Origin of the sequence: Rhodococcus sp. KB6, assembly GCF_001445685.1 — a bacterium.
Taxonomy (GTDB): domain Bacteria; phylum Actinomycetota; class Actinomycetes; order Mycobacteriales; family Mycobacteriaceae; genus Rhodococcus_F; species Rhodococcus_F qingshengii.
On record NZ_LNAK01000154.1, the window covers coordinates 281697 to 296067 of the forward strand.

The window sequence follows — 14371 nt, forward strand, 5'->3', positions numbered from 1 at the left end:
GCCGTGGACAGACTCACTACACGCACGAAGATCGTGTACGCCCTTCGCGGCGCGATCGCCATAGTCGTAGCCGTCGCCGCCGCCGTGACAATGGTTCTACGCGGTTCGGGAAATCTCGAGCAGAGCACCGACATCTTCGTCGCTGTTCCAGCCACAGCCGGTCTCATCAGCGGTGAAGCTCCGGTTCGGTACCACGGCGTCAACGTCGGCCGAATCGGCGAAATCGAATCAGGAACCGCCGAATCCGTTGTGCAGTTGCAGATTCAGACCGATGACGCGTCGAAGATTCCCGCTGACGTGGTGGCTCGCGTTGTTCCACGCACGTTCTTCGGCGACATCTACATGCAGCTCGTGGACAGTCCGAATGAGCAGGGCCAGACGACTCTGACGGACGGAGACGAGATCCACATGGACGACGGTCCCGAAGCCGTTGCGCTCTACGACGTGTACACCAAGCTGGTGGGCGTCCTCACTGCGATGCAGCCCGAGAAGTTGCAGACAGCCCTGACTGCGCTGGGCCAGGCGCTCGACGGAAACGGAGCCGAGATCGGTACCACGATAGACAATCTCAGTGCCGCGTCCGGCGTACTGACACCCGCCGCACACCAATTCCTCGAATCGACACCCGAATTCAAGTCGGTCGTCGACGCGTTGGACCGTGCGACCCCCGACATTCTCGATACCTTGGCAGCCGCCACAACCGTCTCGAACGACATGGTCGCCAACAGAGCGAATCTCGAGTCCTCGATCGGCGCGGCCGCAGTCTTCGCCGCTACCGTCGACGATTTTGTCGGGGCGAACAACCGAAACATCATCACTGTGATCGATTCCGCCGGAAAGATACTCGCAACCACCGCGGCCAATCCCGGAGGACTGCGTTCCACCCTCGCCAATGCCAGTACGTTCGGCGCCGCGGGCGCTCGAGTCTTCGCCACCGGAAAGTTCGACATCACAGCAGTTGCCACGTTCGCCGAACCGCTCCCATACACGGGTGATGATTGCCCGCAGTACGGTGACTCGCGCGGAGCACAGTGTTCGGGCTCCAACCTGACGCCTGAACAACCCGTCAGTGCCCCGGTCGTGGGCGGCGTAGCCGAAGCGGCCCCCCTGCGGTACCTCGAAGATCAACTACTGGGCGGATCGCCGGAACCCTCGGATACCCCCAACCCGGCAACAACACTGATGTTGGGGCCGATGGTCAGAGGTAACGAGGTGACCGTCCCGTGAAGGTCCGTCCTGGCCAGGTAATTCGGTTGTCACTCTTCTGTCTCACCGGCGTCGCCTGCGCGTCGTTCGTGGCGAACACGTTGTCGGTCCCGGTTCGCGGAAGCACCGATTCGTACTCGTTCGAGTTCACCGACGTCGAAGGACTCAACCCGGGCAACCCGGTCACCATGTCGGGTGTGCGTATCGGCCGCGTGGACTCGGTTGCGTTCGCCGACAACGGAGGCGGGACGAGCAAGGCGATCGTCGACGTCGAAATCGAGTCGCGATATTCCCTCGAGTCGGATGTCCGTGCCGCCGTGCGCTACGGCGACATGCTCGGTGCTCGATATCTGGCACTGACGCAGGACGACAGCGCAACAACGGTATCCGCACGACAGCTCGAACCAGGTGACACGATACCGCTGGCGCAGACAACACCGCCGATCAACTTGACGGCCCTGATGAACGGGTTCAAACCGTTGTTCGCCGCGCTGCAGCCCGAGCAGGTCAACACGCTCACGCGAAGTTTTGTCGAAACCTTCAACGGCCAGGGCCAGGCAATGACCACCCTGCTCGACCAGATCGCGACCATGAGTTCCGGCCTGGTCGACCGTCAGGACGTCTTCGCGCAACTACTCACGAACATGAACACTCTTCTCACCTCCGTCGACGAGCGTCAACCCGAATTGGTCGGTCTGTTGGACGGTTTGAACGATCTGAGTATTTCCGTCGTCGGGCAGAACGATCAACTGGTCTCGCTCTTGGATCAGGGAAACCGCACTGTCTCGTCCTTGGCTCAGATCATGGCCGGGTCGAACGGTGCATTCGGTCAGACCGTGCAACAACTCGAAAGTGTCACCGGGAGTTGGATTGCGAGCACCGACGAGTTCAACAGACTTCTCGTCAACCTTCCCCAGTTCGCCGACGCCGCCAACCGGATCGGAAGTTACGGAAGTTTCATCAGCCTGTATCTGTGCAATTTCACTCTGAAGGCAGGCGACATGGAAGCCAACATCTTCGGTCCGACACACTCGCCGGTGTGCTCATGATGTTCCTGGTCAAGCTGATCGACGTGTTCGTCGGCATCATGCTCTTCCTGTTCAAAGGGGATCGCCGTCGCAGCGGTAGCGGCACCGCTCTCGCCCTGGGCAGTCTCGGAATCTTCGTTCTGGTGGTGGGACTCGGCGCCGCCTTGGGCATTCCGAAGCTCTGGTACAACGTACGCACGTCGGCATACACAGCCGAGTTAGCCAATGCCAGCGGGCTTTCCGACACCGATCCGGTTTACGTGGCCGGGGTTCCCGCGGGCCGAGTGGATTCGATCGACCTTGCCGGCGACCACGTCGTCGTCAACTTCCGCTTGGACAAGGACCAGCCTTTGGGAAACCAGAGCACGGCGACGGTCAGGCTCAAGACGGTCCTCGGCAAGCGCTACCTGGAGATCGTGCCGGCCGGAGTGGTCGACGACTCCGAGGCGCGGGTCATCCCGCTCTCCCGCACAACCGTGCCGTACAGCCTCGACGACGTCAGCAGTGATGCCACCACTGCGGCAACAGGCGTCGACCTACAGGCGATGGAGTCCATGATGAACACCCTTTCGCAGGTGATTCCCACTGATTCCGATCAGGTGGGCCGGGCTCTGGCCGGAATCAGCGGCGCCTCGGCGGCTTTCGCGCAGAACAGTGAACAGATCGATCAGATTCTCATCATGTCTCGTGAGCTGTCGGACATGGCTGCGGCACAAACCGATTCGATCGTCGGTACTGCGGCCAATGCTCAGACGATCGTTCGAACTCTTGCGATGCGCAAGGACGCACTGACTCAGCTGGTCGACAACCTGACAATCATCATCTCGAAGCTCTCCACCACTTTCGTCGATCGTCAGGACGAGTTCGGAGCCATGACCGACAACCTCGTCGCGGTCACCACCACGCTGAAGAACAACGCAGATCAGATCGACCTGCTGTTGACTCGTCTTCCTTCCGCGCTGCGTTCGGTCACCGATTCAACCGGCACCGGCAATTGGACCGACGTCAACGCGCCGGCGGCCGTGATCCCGGACAATCTGCTCTGCGCGCTCGGCATCATGGAGGGCTGCAAGTGAATACACGAAAAGCCGTCACGGCCATGCTGGTAGTGACCTTGGCGATCGCCCTGCCCGGTTGGTACATATTCGGACGAACAGATCAGTCCAAGACCGTCTACGCCGATTTCAGCTACGTCGGCGGAATCTACGAGGGAAGCAAGGTCACCGTCCTCGGAGTCGGCGTCGGGACGGTCACGTCGGTGGAACCTCGCGGCACTTCTGTTCGAGTAGCGATGTCGATGCCCGACTCCGTGGACCTGCCCGCCGACGCCTCGGCCTATGTCCTCAATCCATCGGTGATCAGCGATCGACACATCGAACTCGGCCCGGCGTACACCGGCGGAGAGACACTGAAAGACGGCGACCAGATTCCGATCGAACGTGCCCACTCCCCCATAGATTTCGACGGCTTGATGGGAAGCGTCAGCACTTTGGCCGACGCATTTGCCGGGGATGGGGGCAATCTCGGCGATCTCGTGAGCCGCGGCGCCGCCGGGTGGCAGGGCCAGGGCGATCAATTCAACACCGCAATTCGCAACCTCAGCACGGCAACCGGAGTTGTCGGCGCTCGGTCGGAAGACATCGGTGCCCTTGTCGACAATCTCAACACTTTGATGAATGCTCTGGACGCACGGCAGGTCAGCCTCGACGAACTTGTCGGCGACCTCGGCGTCCTGGGTGATCAATGGGCGAGCCAGAACATGGACATCTCACAGCCTCTGCAGGATCTGCAGGTGGTCTTCGACCAGTTGAACAGTTTCATGACGACTCACGGCGATGATGTCGGTGCCATAGCCGACAACGTGCGAGTTCTCGGTGACACTCTGGCTGCCAAAGAACCCGGCCTCGCCGAGTTCATGGACCTGGTGCCGTTGATGATGCAGAACCTCTCCCAGACAATCGGTCCTGATCAGCGCGGGCGCATTCGGCTCAACGTCTCGACTGCATTGACTCAGTTCGCGGTGGCGAAACCGCTGTGCGACACCTACAAGTTGCCGATCTGCACCGGAGCCGGGTTCACGAATCCGATTTCCTTCCCCCTCAGCACTTCTGATCCGCTCGGCATCGCCTCCGCGATTTCCGGCGGAGCCGTCCCCGGAGGTGGCAATTGACGCGGCAATCGATTCGGATAATCGCCGGTATCGTGATCATCGGTGTGGGTTCTGCGGCCGTGTTCGCCTTCGGCGGCTGTAGCGCAGGCATTCAAGACCTACCCCTGGGTCGTTCGGCCGACGGTGACGCGTACAACGTGGCGCTGCAGCTGGCCGGCGCCGACGGCCTGGTGTTGGGAGCAGACGTCCGCAGCGGCCAGAAAGTCATCGGTCGAGTATCCGCGCTATCAGCCGATGTCGTCGGAGCCGATGTGACTCTGAGTCTGGACGCCGCGACGCCATTGCCCGACAACGTCGAAGCTTCCGTCGAACTCCCGTCCGCACTTGGCAATCCGTTCATCAGACTCTTGGTGCCGGAAGTTCCGTCCGGCTCCACGCTCAGCGACGGAGACACAATTCCGGAGTCTCGCACCGAGATCGGTCCGCAGGTCGAGAGTGCGCTTGCCACCCTCGGCACGGTTCTGACCGGAAGCGGCATCGACCAACTCGATACCGTGGTGCGCGAGCTGAACACCGCGTTTTCCGGGCGCTCCGGTGAAGTTCGTTCTCTGACCGAGACCCTCACCTCGCTCATGGCAGAGGCAAGCAGTCACCGCAGCGAGTTCGACGAGGCCGTCGACCTCGCTGCCCGGGTCTCCTCCCAACTGGCCGGCCAACGCGTAGTTGTCGACAACTACCTCGATTCCGTTCCACAGGTGGTGTCGATTCTCGTGGGACAGAAGGATCAGATTGCGAGCCTGTTGAACTCGACCGTTCAGCTCGCCACCAACGCAAACACCATTCTCGACTCGTCTCCCAACGGCCTCGACGCGATGCTGCACGATGCGTCGACCGTTGTCGGGACTCTGGATTCGTTCAACTCGGAGATCGGCCAGACGCTGACGAACATGAACGGGTTGCTCGAAAACTTCACCGGTGCAGTGCAGGGTGACTACCTCGTTTTCGACGGCGCCCTGGATATTCCGGGAACGATCGACAAGCTCTGGAGCGGCGGTATGGCCGGTCAATCGATCGCACCAGCGGGAACTCTCACCGATCTACTTCAGGGAGGTCCGCGTTGAGTCGCCTTGCGCTTGTTCAACTTGTCCTGTTCGCTCTGATCGCTGCTGTGGTCATCCCTTTCGGGATCGTCTACGTGGTCGGCCCTCAGGGTTTCGGGGGTCAAATCCGGCTGCACGCCAACATGTCCGACGCCTTCGGACTGACCAAGGGCACGGTCGTCACGTATCGCGGCGTACAGGTGGGGAAAGTGAGTGAAGTCGAACTCGACGCAGGCACCCGCACGGCTCGGGTGGAACTCTCACTCAACGACAACACCGAGATACCTACCGACAGCGTCGCCAAGGTGACGATGGGGACCGCAGCCGGAATTCAGAATGTCGACATCTACCCCAACACAGACCACGGCCCGTATCTTAGGGACGGCGACGAGATCGCCATGCCCGCGGATCAGCAACCGGTCCAGATGAGCCAGTTGATGCTTCAGGCGTCCGGTGTCTTGGAAGGGATTGATCCACAAGCGATCAGCGACATCGGGACCGAGCTGGGGAATTCGTTCAACGGGCTCGGCCCGAGCTTGGCGACGATGATCGACAACGGTGGGACCATGTCGGCGCAGTTGAACGACCAGTCGGCCGAACTCGCTGCGCTGCTGTCGCGAACCTCCACGTTGGTGGACTCCATGGCGACACAATCGGATTCGTTCGTCCGGGGAATGGCAGCTGCCAAGAACTTCACCGAACAACTCGAATCCAACGCGCCGGTGCTGATCTACCTCACCGATCATTCGCCCGCCGCCCTGAACAGCGCTCAACAGTTGTTCGACAAATACCACAACACTTTCGGAGCGGTCCTGGCCAATCTCGTCACTGTCGCACCGATCATCTCCGACCGCACAGACGCCCTGGAAACCGGACTTGTCACGATTCCTGAAGGTCTCGCCAAACTGGCATCCATCGTCAAAGGCGATCGCGCCGACTTTGCCTTGGTTGCGACCCAGGGGCCGGTCTGCAACTACGACACCCCTCGGCGTGAGGTCGGCGATCTGTCTCCCACCAGTCCGAGTCTGGCGATGTACTGTCCCCCCGCCGACGACCTCGTCCAACGCGGAGCACAGAATGCTCCGCGTCCGAACGACCTCGGTTTGCAGAACTCGACCGTCCCGGGCACTCCGATCGGACCGCCCGTCGTCGCAGATCCGATTCTCGTCCCGACCGGAGTCGACGCCCTGAACTACTGGAGATTGATGTTGGAAGGACTGGGAAATGGCACACGGTGACAACGCACTACTCGACGAGACAGAAGCCGAGGTGGCCGAACATCCGACTTCTCCGTCGCTACTTCACCGCCTGAAGGAGCCACGCAACGCACTGATCTCACTAATGGCGGTAGCGCTGGTCGCAGCATTGGCGGTGCTCGGATTCCAGATGTACTCGGCGGATCAGGAAGACACGCTGCGGCAGGAGGCTTTGGACACCGCGCGGGATTACTCGACCATCATGTCCTCCTTCGACTATCAGAACCTCGATGCCAACAAAGACAGCATTGCCTCGATGTCGACCGACGAGTTTGCCGGCACCTACCGAACAATGGTCGATTCACTTCGCGAAGTCGTTGCCGGGGGCCAAGGCCAGGCGAGCGCGACGGCGACAGACGTCGGTATCGAATCGCTGGACAATTCGTCGGCCAAGGTGCTCGTGTTCGTCGACCAACAAGCCAAGAATGTCGCAGCGCCAGAGGGAAACACACAGAAGTACCGCATGGTCGTGTCCCTGGTCCGCTCGGACGACCGGTGGCTCGTGAGCAACGTCGAGACCAAGTAACTCACCACACGCGGAGGAAGATCCATGCCCACTCACTACCTGGATTCGGAAAAGTCCGAGTCGTCGCTTCGCACCGATCAGACACGCATCACCATCACGGCCGAGCGTAGACGGTGGGCACGTAAGCCCGCACACATCACCGACGCACTCGATTTCTGGTCGTTCGCCGGAGCCGCTGCCAACGTCATCCTGCAACTCGGTTGGCCCGAGGTGGCGTACGGCGTCATGGAGAGCAAGGTCGAATCGGGTGCTCTGACAGCGCATCCGTGGAAGCGTGCACGAACCACGACGCAGTACCTGACGGTCGCGATCCTGGGTGACGAGGAAGAGCGAAAGGCTTACCGCGAGGCCGTGAACTCGGTGCACCGACATGTGAAGTCGGATTCAAACAGCCCGGTCAAGTACAACGCCTTCAATCGCGAACTCCAATTATGGGTTGCTGCATGCCTGTTCATCGGTTTCGAAGACAGTCATCAGTTGCTGCACGGCAAGATGTCCGAAGAACAGGCGGAGTCGTTCTACAAGTCCGCGTCAACTTTGGGAACGACGCTGCAGGTCACCGAAGAGATGTGGCCGGCCACACGTGCCGACTTCGAGCGCTACTGGAACCTCGGTTGCGAACGCGTCGTCATCGACGAACGCACCAAGCAGTACCTGATCGACTTGGTCAACCTACAGATGATCGCGTGGCCGATACGCCTGGTGTTCCGAAACTTGTTGCGGTTCCTGACGGTCGGATTCCTTCCACCGATCTACCGCGACCAACTCGATCTCGAGTGGACCGAAGACGACCGCCGCCGGTTCGAACACCTCTTCATTTTCGTGTCGTTCGTCAACAGGTTCATCCCACGCTCCGTTCGTCAGGCCGGCAACACCATTCAGATGCGCGACATTCGCCGCCGGATCAAGGCGAGCAAGAATCTCGTCTGAGCCAGCGGCGCGTTATTCGTTGTCAATTCTGCTGCCCTACAGGTAAATCGGGCCGGTCGGTCGACAACAGATCACGGCTGGACATGGGTTCCAGCACGACTGAAAACCGGGTCGAAAAGCCGACAAACCGGGCTGATCGAGTGTCACATTCGCCGCATATCGACGCCGCCGAGGCACGTTTCAGGTGACTTGCATCACATTTCATCTCGTTTATGTAACGCCGGGAGAGGTGGCATATCGTCATGCGACCTGGGAAAACACTCTTTGATGCATTTCTGTTGCACAAACATGTGTCGACACGCCGACCCGTGACCAATCCGTAATCATCTCTTATGGTTGGTGACAGCCCGATCAACCGGGCATTACCGAATCGCCACCGCCCGTCCCACCCCGCGGTTCGGACTCGACAACATTCCTAGTGGTGGGAGCGGAGCTGAGACGGTCACCGTCCTCCGTCGGCGGGACTCGAGAGGATTTACCAAAAATGACCAAGACCACCGTTACCCGTGCACTTGCCTCTGTCGCTGCAGCCGGAGCCCTCGCAGCCGGAGCCCTCGGATTGAGCGCAGGCACCGCATCCGCAGCCACCCACGACTGGTCGGGTGTCGCAGAATGCGAATCTTCGGGCAACTGGGCCGCGAACACCGGAAACGGCTACTACGGCGGACTCCAGTTCAGCCAGAGCACGTGGGAGGCCTACGGCGGAGCGGGCAGCGCCGCCAACGCCAGCCAGGCAGAACAGGTCCGCGTTGCTGAAAACGTCCTTGCTGGTCAGGGAGCCGGCGCGTGGCCGGTGTGCGGACAGTACCTCCGCTGATCCCAGCTCACATACTGCGTCGCTGCCCGGCGTTCGTCGAGAATTCGACGGGCCCCGGGCAGCGTCGTACTAGCGACCTTCATGCCCCGCCTGATCCGGCCCCTCCGCCGCTGCTGTTGAAAGACATTACGGCGGTACGTGATCCGTCGGGATGACGCGGAGCGAGCGAGGTGTACCGACTCGCCTTCCGATCACGCATCAGCCCTCGGAGAGCCATCCACAATTTTTGGGCCGTCCTCGCCAACCGGTTGTGAGAACTGACCGGCGCAGCCGTAGAAGCGTACGGGATGGGGTCCTTACGCACGTAGTGCTCCATAACCCCAGCGTAGCCGTGTTTCGATGCCGAAATGTTCGTTTTCAATCGCTACCTCGCATCCCTCACGGCGACCGAACAAATCGATCCGGCGCACTCGATGGCCCATCCTTGACCAGGCGTGCAAACCGGTCGGGTAAATCGCGTGGCCCGAACACTTCTCGACCACTGTGTGACAAGAGGCGGTCAACACTCCACCACTCGAAGTGCTCGACCAGCTCGGCGGCCAGCGCTTCGCGCCCCAACGACCCACAGGGCTCGAATGCGGTCGCCACCGGCACGAGGAAGTAGTCGTTGATCGCACCGCCCCAACCCGGCAATATCGCCGGGTCACGGATCTCCTCATGCCACACATGGGTGGCTGCGCCGTAGTCGCGCAAGCCGATCTCCTCGTCCAATTCGCGCGCGAGCGCCTCGGACGGGGTTTCGTCTCCTTCCAAGCCTCCGCCCGGAGGACACCAGACCGTCAGCCCTCCCCCGGGCGCGATGAATCGGTAAAGCAGAAGACGGGACTGGTCGTCAACGACCAACCCCCTGGCCGAATGCCTCAGACGCATGAGTGCCACTGTAAGCCAGCAGGTCAGGCCATAACGGCCAACTCCGGCAGTCCGGCAACCACAACCGCGAGGTTGTATCCCGACATCCGCAGTTCTCCGTTGTCTCCGGTCCTCGCGTACTCCGCATGCCCGAACGCCCGCTCGTGTTTCACTCCATCCGGGGTGATCCCCTCGGCCGTGGACAACCGATGGAACTCGGTGCGCGTCGGATCGCCACCGAAACGGCCGAACCCCGCGATACTGTCGCCTTCCGCTTTCATGACGTAGACGTGCCGGTCGGCGATACCGAGGTCCGACTCCACCTTGGCTCGCACCCCGGGTGAACCGTAGAACACCACGTCGTCGACCGCTGCGCTTGCCCCGCGTTGCAGCGCAAGAGAAGTCGCGAGGGATCCGTAGGAGTGGCCCAACGCGGTGATATGGACTCCGTCGTTGACCGACGCGGCACGAAGACCGTGAAAGAAGCTACCCAATGCGTCGGCGGCTATGCCTGCTTTGGACGATCGACTGACGTCGAAGCTGGCCCGACCGATGTCGAACTTTCCCGGCCCGATCACCTGTGGCGCGTCGTATCCGATCCAGGCGATGGTGGCCACGCTTTCCTTTCGGCCGGCCAGTTCGAGTTGCCGCATCGCCTCGGCTCGTAATCGCGTTGCCTCTCCGACCATTCCGCGCATCGAGTCCTTGACGTTGGTGTTCAGTCCGGGAATCGTCACGGAGATGTGATCCGCTGTGTCCGGATCCCCGATCGCAATTGCAGCGAAGCCTCGTTCGCCCGAGCGCATGTCCATGAGCAGTAACCGTCGATCAGGTTCGGCGCGAAACAACTCGTCGAGCGCGTCCAGATCCTCGAGTTTGCGTTCGGCGTACCACTGGCCCGCCCCGGTGTTACTCAGTCTGCCGCCGAAGAACTCGCGGTGAAGTTCTTGCGATATTCGGACTGAATCATCTTGCAGCCGTGCTCGTTCCGATTGAATTCGATCGAGGTTGGCCGGGCTGCGAATCGCAGCAGGAATGCCGTCGAGGTTGGCGATCAGGCCTGGTGCATGACGCAACATCTGACGCTGCCGATCAGGGCTGAACGCTCGCCACTCCTCCCCCACACGCACAGCTTTGTCACGGAGGTCGGTGCCGACCTGAGACCGCAGAGACAACGCATGATGAAGATCCGCGCTGACCAGCAGTGCCTCACCGATCAGTTCTCGAACTGCGACCTCGAGCAACTGGGCGTGCACGTGGAGCGGGTGACCGTCGGCGATGGGCGCAACGGCAGAGACGGTTCCATCCTGACGAATATGCAAGTCGTCGGCGACGGCCTCTTTGCGCAGCGTATCCAGCCGTCGACGGATGTCGCGAACGCGGTGAGCGACCAGAACGCCTTCCAACCCAGCAGACAGTTGATCCAAGGCTTCGACGTCCCATACGTCGATATCTGTGAGATCCACTCGGGTCAGGACGAACGAGCAGCGATCCGAGCCTGTACTTCCGGGCGACGCAACGGAGGGACGGTCTGAGGTGGCTGTCTGCGAGGCGGCAACGCACTGAGCAGGCGCGTCGTCGTTTCGGTCACCTCACGCACCGCCTGTTCGAAGGCGTCTCGGTTCGCGTCGGACACCTTGGCTATTCCGCTCACCTTACGTACGTATTGGCGAGAGGCCGCTTCGATCTCCTCCGGCGTAGCAGCGGGCTCGAGTCCACGAAGTTCAGTGATGTTTCGGCACATAATTCGACGATAACCCTGCTCACCGACGCCGTCACGGTTCGATACATCAATGTATCCAAACTGCCACGCAGATCCGGGCATCACGGTAGTTTCAGTGAAATTCCCCCAGTGACTGGAAGTAGCCACTAACTCATGGACTCTGCACTCACCTCCGTCGGCCTACCCGCCGCACTCGCCATCATCATGTTCGGCCTCGGGCTTTCCTTGACGGTCGGAGATTTTGCCCGCGTGGCAAAAGCGCCGAAAGCCGTCTCGATTGCCCTGATCTGTCAGTTGTTGTTGCTCCCGGCCGCGGCCTTCGGTCTGGTCACGTTGTTCGACCTCGACCCACTGCTCGCTGTCGGCATGATGCTCCTCGCCGCATCACCGGGCGGCACCACGGCAAACCTGTTCAGCCATCTGTTCCGCGGCGATGTCGCTCTCAATGTGACACTCACTGCGGTCAATTCGGTGATAGCGGTGGTCACCCTTCCGCTCATCACCAACTTCGCGTTGGGCTACTTCGAACCCGAGGACGCGGACGGCACCCTCGGACTGCAGTTCACGAAGGTACTTCAGGTCTTTGCCGTCGTACTGATTCCTGTCGCCCTCGGAATGTGGGTTCGATTGCGCTCGAGCGCCTTTGCCGAGCGCATGGACAAGCCCGTCCGCATCGGATCCGCGGTGGTTCTGGCACTGGTGATCGTCGGAACGGTTGTTTCCGAGCGCGAGAACATCGCGGACTATCTCGTCGACATCGGCGTCGTCGCTGCCTTGTTCTGCCTACTGAGCCTCTCGATCGGTTACGTCGTTCCCCGGATATTCGGCATCGAGGATCGTCAGGCCATCGCCAGTTCCATGGAAATCGGCATCCACAACAGCACGTTGGCGATCACCATCGCCGTCAGTCTCCTCGACAACGTGCAATTGGCAGTGCCGGCCGCGGTGTACGGCGTTCTGATGTTCCCGCTCGCTGCAGCCTTCGGCGCCGCCATCACCCGAAAGTCACGGACCATGGCCGAAATCGACTAATATCAGGCGGTTTTCGATATAGGTGATCTGGTATCGCCAACCCTACGATCGATACGGACTCAGACCGAAGGGTATCGAAAAAATGCTGACCAACACACCTACCGTGCCGGACGAACGCGTCTGGCAAGAGCTAGTCGACGCACTTACCCGTCGCCAATTCGGCATCGGAGCCGGGATGGCAGCAGTCGCAACTATTCTGTCGTCCTGCAGTTCCAGCGACGGTTCAGGGGCCGATGATGACGCTCAAATGCGCACCGTCACCACGCCGTTGGGGACCTACGACATACCTACCAACCCCAAGCGGGTCTTGGCCGTCGACGCCCGAACCGACCTCGAGCTCGCCATTGCCCTGGAACTACCGGTGTTCGGATACAACATCTCGCCCGTCACCAAGTGGGTTCCCGCCGACGGCTCGGCCGAATACCTCAGCGACAAGCCCAATCTGGAGCAGATCCTCGGACTCGCACCCGATCTCATCATCTGCGTCAACGCCGACAACGAGTACTGGCCCGCTGCAAAGCTCCAAGCCATCGCTCCTGTCCTGACGACCGAATCGAAGCAGACGTGGCGGGAGAACCTGACCCGGCTCTCCGATTGGCTGGGCCGAACACCCACCATGGATCGCCTGATCACCGACTATGACGCTCTGATCACCGACATTCGCACTCGACACGCTTCCGCGATCGCGGGCAAAACCGTCGCAAGCTTGTCCTACAGTCCGGACAAGGCCACGATCTACATCGACAGCCTGCCCGTGTCGGAGGAAACGGGAAAGAAGAATCGTCAACCCACCGACATGACGCTCGCCGATATCGGCGGAAGAACATTGAACACAACCGGTTTCGACAATCAGGGACGACTGAGCATCGAAGAGATGGATCGTCTGCAAGGCTGCGACGCGTTCATGGTTTCTGTCACAGACAGCAATGACACCACCTTCGAACAACTCTCGGACACCAAGTTGTGGCAAAGACTTCCGGCTGTGCAGGCCGGGAACGTCACCGTTCTGCAAGGAAGTACGTACTACGGGTCCATCTACACCAACATGTACGTCGCCAAGGGCTGGGACGATCTCTATTCGACGCTCGACTGATCAGACTTGTCCGTGGAAATGCCGGCCGCTCCCGCGCGGTCGGCATTTCACGTTTCGAGGTCGATGCCCAACGCTCCGGAGAGGGTCCGCAGACAGATCACTCTCAACTCTTCCTGCGGTATGGAAGGTTGATCGAGCCAGTCGAGGCAGACAGCTCGGACGAACGCGATCCATCCCCGAACTGCAACGGCAGCGAGCTGTCTTCTTTCGCCCTCGAATCCCAGTGCATCGAGGATTCGAATCTGCTGCTGTTCGAGTTCGCGCTCGACAATCGCCCGGATACCGGCCTCGGCCGAGAGCGTCCCGACGTTGATGGCGCGCACTCCCCTGCTGTGCGACTTCACGTACGCGAAGTAGGCGTCCAACCCGGCTGCCACCTGTTCGCGCACCGGTAGCGTCGCATCGGGTGCGGTCACCTCGAGCAGGTGCTGCGATTCGCGCTCGACGATTGCGGCGAAGAAGTCTCGCTTGGTCGGAAAATAGTGGTACATCAACCCGCGCGAGACGCCCGCAATCTCGGCGACCTCTTCGATCCACACATCCTCGTACGAGCGATCGGCAAAAAGTTGCGCGCCGATGTCGAGCAACTGCGTGCGCCGCTGCTCTCGGTCCAGGCGTTTTCGTGGTGCGACCATAGGCAAGTCAGATTACTACTTGACACCGATTCAGTAAGGCGTACTTTGCGTACTAGACATCAATTC

General features: G+C 60.7%; 14 protein-coding genes and 1 pseudogene. 11 read left to right on the forward strand and 4 right to left on the reverse strand.

Annotation, left to right across the window (positions count from 1 at the left end; all coding sequences use genetic code 11):
- Window positions 1-3 precede the first annotated feature (3 nt).
- The 9 genes and pseudogenes from ASU23_RS28675 to ASU23_RS28715 all read left to right on the forward strand — a co-directional run.
- Window positions 4-1227, forward strand: a complete 1224-nt coding sequence (locus tag ASU23_RS28675) for an MCE family protein (RefSeq protein ID WP_058039202.1) — start codon at window positions 4-6, stop codon at window positions 1225-1227.
- The gene (locus ASU23_RS28680) at window positions 1224-2255 is read left to right on the forward strand and encodes an MCE family protein (RefSeq protein ID WP_058039203.1); all 1032 of its coding nucleotides are present in this window, start codon (window positions 1224-1226) and stop codon (window positions 2253-2255) included. The genes ASU23_RS28675 and ASU23_RS28680 overlap by 4 nt, the downstream gene beginning before the upstream one ends.
- A complete protein-coding gene (locus ASU23_RS28685; RefSeq protein WP_007734231.1) occupies window positions 2255-3310 on the forward strand; it encodes an MCE family protein in 1056 nt (351 codons plus the stop codon). The genes ASU23_RS28680 and ASU23_RS28685 overlap by 1 nt, the downstream gene beginning before the upstream one ends.
- The gene (locus tag ASU23_RS28690; protein ID WP_003945762.1) at window positions 3307-4404 is read left to right on the forward strand and encodes an MCE family protein; all 1098 of its coding nucleotides are present in this window, start codon (window positions 3307-3309) and stop codon (window positions 4402-4404) included. Before ASU23_RS28685 ends, ASU23_RS28690 begins: the two co-directional genes overlap by 4 nt.
- On the forward strand, window positions 4401-5465 hold the full coding sequence (locus ASU23_RS28695; protein WP_054781821.1) for an MCE family protein: 1065 nt from the start codon (window positions 4401-4403) through the stop codon (window positions 5463-5465). The genes ASU23_RS28690 and ASU23_RS28695 overlap by 4 nt, the downstream gene beginning before the upstream one ends.
- Window positions 5462-6682 carry an MlaD family protein gene (locus ASU23_RS28700; RefSeq protein WP_007734224.1) on the forward strand — a complete coding sequence of 407 codons (1221 nt, stop codon included), beginning with the start codon at window positions 5462-5464 and terminating at the stop codon, window positions 6680-6682. The genes ASU23_RS28695 and ASU23_RS28700 overlap by 4 nt, the downstream gene beginning before the upstream one ends.
- Window positions 6669-7226 carry a hypothetical protein gene (locus ASU23_RS28705; protein WP_058039204.1) on the forward strand — a complete coding sequence of 186 codons (558 nt, stop codon included), beginning with the start codon at window positions 6669-6671 and terminating at the stop codon, window positions 7224-7226. Before ASU23_RS28700 ends, ASU23_RS28705 begins: the two co-directional genes overlap by 14 nt.
- A 24-nt stretch (window positions 7227-7250) precedes the next feature.
- Window positions 7251-8156, forward strand: coding sequence for an oxygenase MpaB family protein (locus ASU23_RS28710; protein ID WP_003945519.1), 906 nt, complete (start codon window positions 7251-7253; stop codon window positions 8154-8156).
- A gap of 484 nt (window positions 8157-8640) precedes the next feature.
- Window positions 8641-8967, forward strand: a pseudogene (locus tag ASU23_RS28715) (transglycosylase family protein); the annotation flags it as partial.
- A gap of 384 nt (window positions 8968-9351) precedes the next feature.
- Here ASU23_RS28715 and ASU23_RS28720 read toward each other — a convergent pair.
- From ASU23_RS28720 to ASU23_RS28730, 3 genes are read right to left on the reverse strand one after another with little or no spacing between them, the layout of a single operon-like run.
- Entirely contained in the window at window positions 9352-9843 is a 492-nt protein-coding gene (locus ASU23_RS28720; RefSeq protein ID WP_080961083.1) for an NUDIX domain-containing protein, read from the reverse strand.
- Window positions 9844-9866: 23 nt separating this feature from the next.
- A complete protein-coding gene (locus tag ASU23_RS28725) occupies window positions 9867-11288 on the reverse strand; it encodes an alpha/beta hydrolase (RefSeq protein ID WP_042449462.1) in 1422 nt (473 codons plus the stop codon).
- Window positions 11289-11293: 5 nt separating this feature from the next.
- Complete coding sequence (locus tag ASU23_RS28730; RefSeq protein WP_003945457.1) at window positions 11294-11566, reverse strand: DUF2277 domain-containing protein; 273 nt, start codon at window positions 11564-11566, stop codon at window positions 11294-11296.
- Window positions 11567-11698: 132 nt separating this feature from the next.
- On the opposite strand from ASU23_RS28730, the gene ASU23_RS28735 reads away from it, so the two are divergent.
- Together ASU23_RS28735 and ASU23_RS28740 are read left to right on the forward strand one after the other, a co-directional pair.
- Window positions 11699-12577: a bile acid:sodium symporter family protein gene (locus tag ASU23_RS28735; RefSeq protein ID WP_003945620.1), complete on the forward strand. Its 879-nt coding sequence runs from the start codon at window positions 11699-11701 to the stop codon at window positions 12575-12577.
- An 82-nt stretch (window positions 12578-12659) separates the two neighbouring features.
- Window positions 12660-13670, forward strand: coding sequence for an ABC transporter substrate-binding protein (locus ASU23_RS28740; protein WP_058039309.1), 1011 nt, complete (start codon window positions 12660-12662; stop codon window positions 13668-13670).
- A gap of 47 nt (window positions 13671-13717) precedes the next feature.
- On the opposite strand, the gene ASU23_RS28745 is transcribed toward ASU23_RS28740, so the two are convergent.
- Entirely contained in the window at window positions 13718-14305 is a 588-nt protein-coding gene (locus ASU23_RS28745; protein ID WP_003945528.1) for a TetR/AcrR family transcriptional regulator, read from the reverse strand.
- Window positions 14306-14371 lie beyond the last annotated feature (66 nt).

What these genes read in the sequence shown, in the direction of transcription:
- ASU23_RS28685 (WP_007734231.1), top strand. Translation starts at nt 2,255, where the DNA reads ATGTTCCTGGTCAAGCTGATCGACGTGTTCGTCGGCATCATGCTCTTC.
- ASU23_RS28705 (WP_058039204.1), top strand. Translation starts at nt 6,669, where the DNA reads ATGGCACACGGTGACAACGCACTACTCGACGAGACAGAAGCCGAGGTG.
- ASU23_RS28710 (WP_003945519.1), top strand. Translation starts at nt 7,251, where the DNA reads ATGCCCACTCACTACCTGGATTCGGAAAAGTCCGAGTCGTCGCTTCGC.
- ASU23_RS28720 (WP_080961083.1), bottom strand. Translation starts at nt 9,843, where the DNA reads ATGCGTCTGAGGCATTCGGCCAGGGGGTTGGTCGTTGACGACCAGTCC.
- ASU23_RS28730 (WP_003945457.1), bottom strand. Translation starts at nt 11,566, where the DNA reads ATGTGCCGAAACATCACTGAACTTCGTGGACTCGAGCCCGCTGCTACG.
- ASU23_RS28735 (WP_003945620.1), top strand. Translation starts at nt 11,699, where the DNA reads ATGGACTCTGCACTCACCTCCGTCGGCCTACCCGCCGCACTCGCCATC.
- ASU23_RS28740 (WP_058039309.1), top strand. Translation starts at nt 12,660, where the DNA reads ATGCTGACCAACACACCTACCGTGCCGGACGAACGCGTCTGGCAAGAG.
- ASU23_RS28745 (WP_003945528.1), bottom strand. Translation starts at nt 14,305, where the DNA reads ATGGTCGCACCACGAAAACGCCTGGACCGAGAGCAGCGGCGCACGCAG.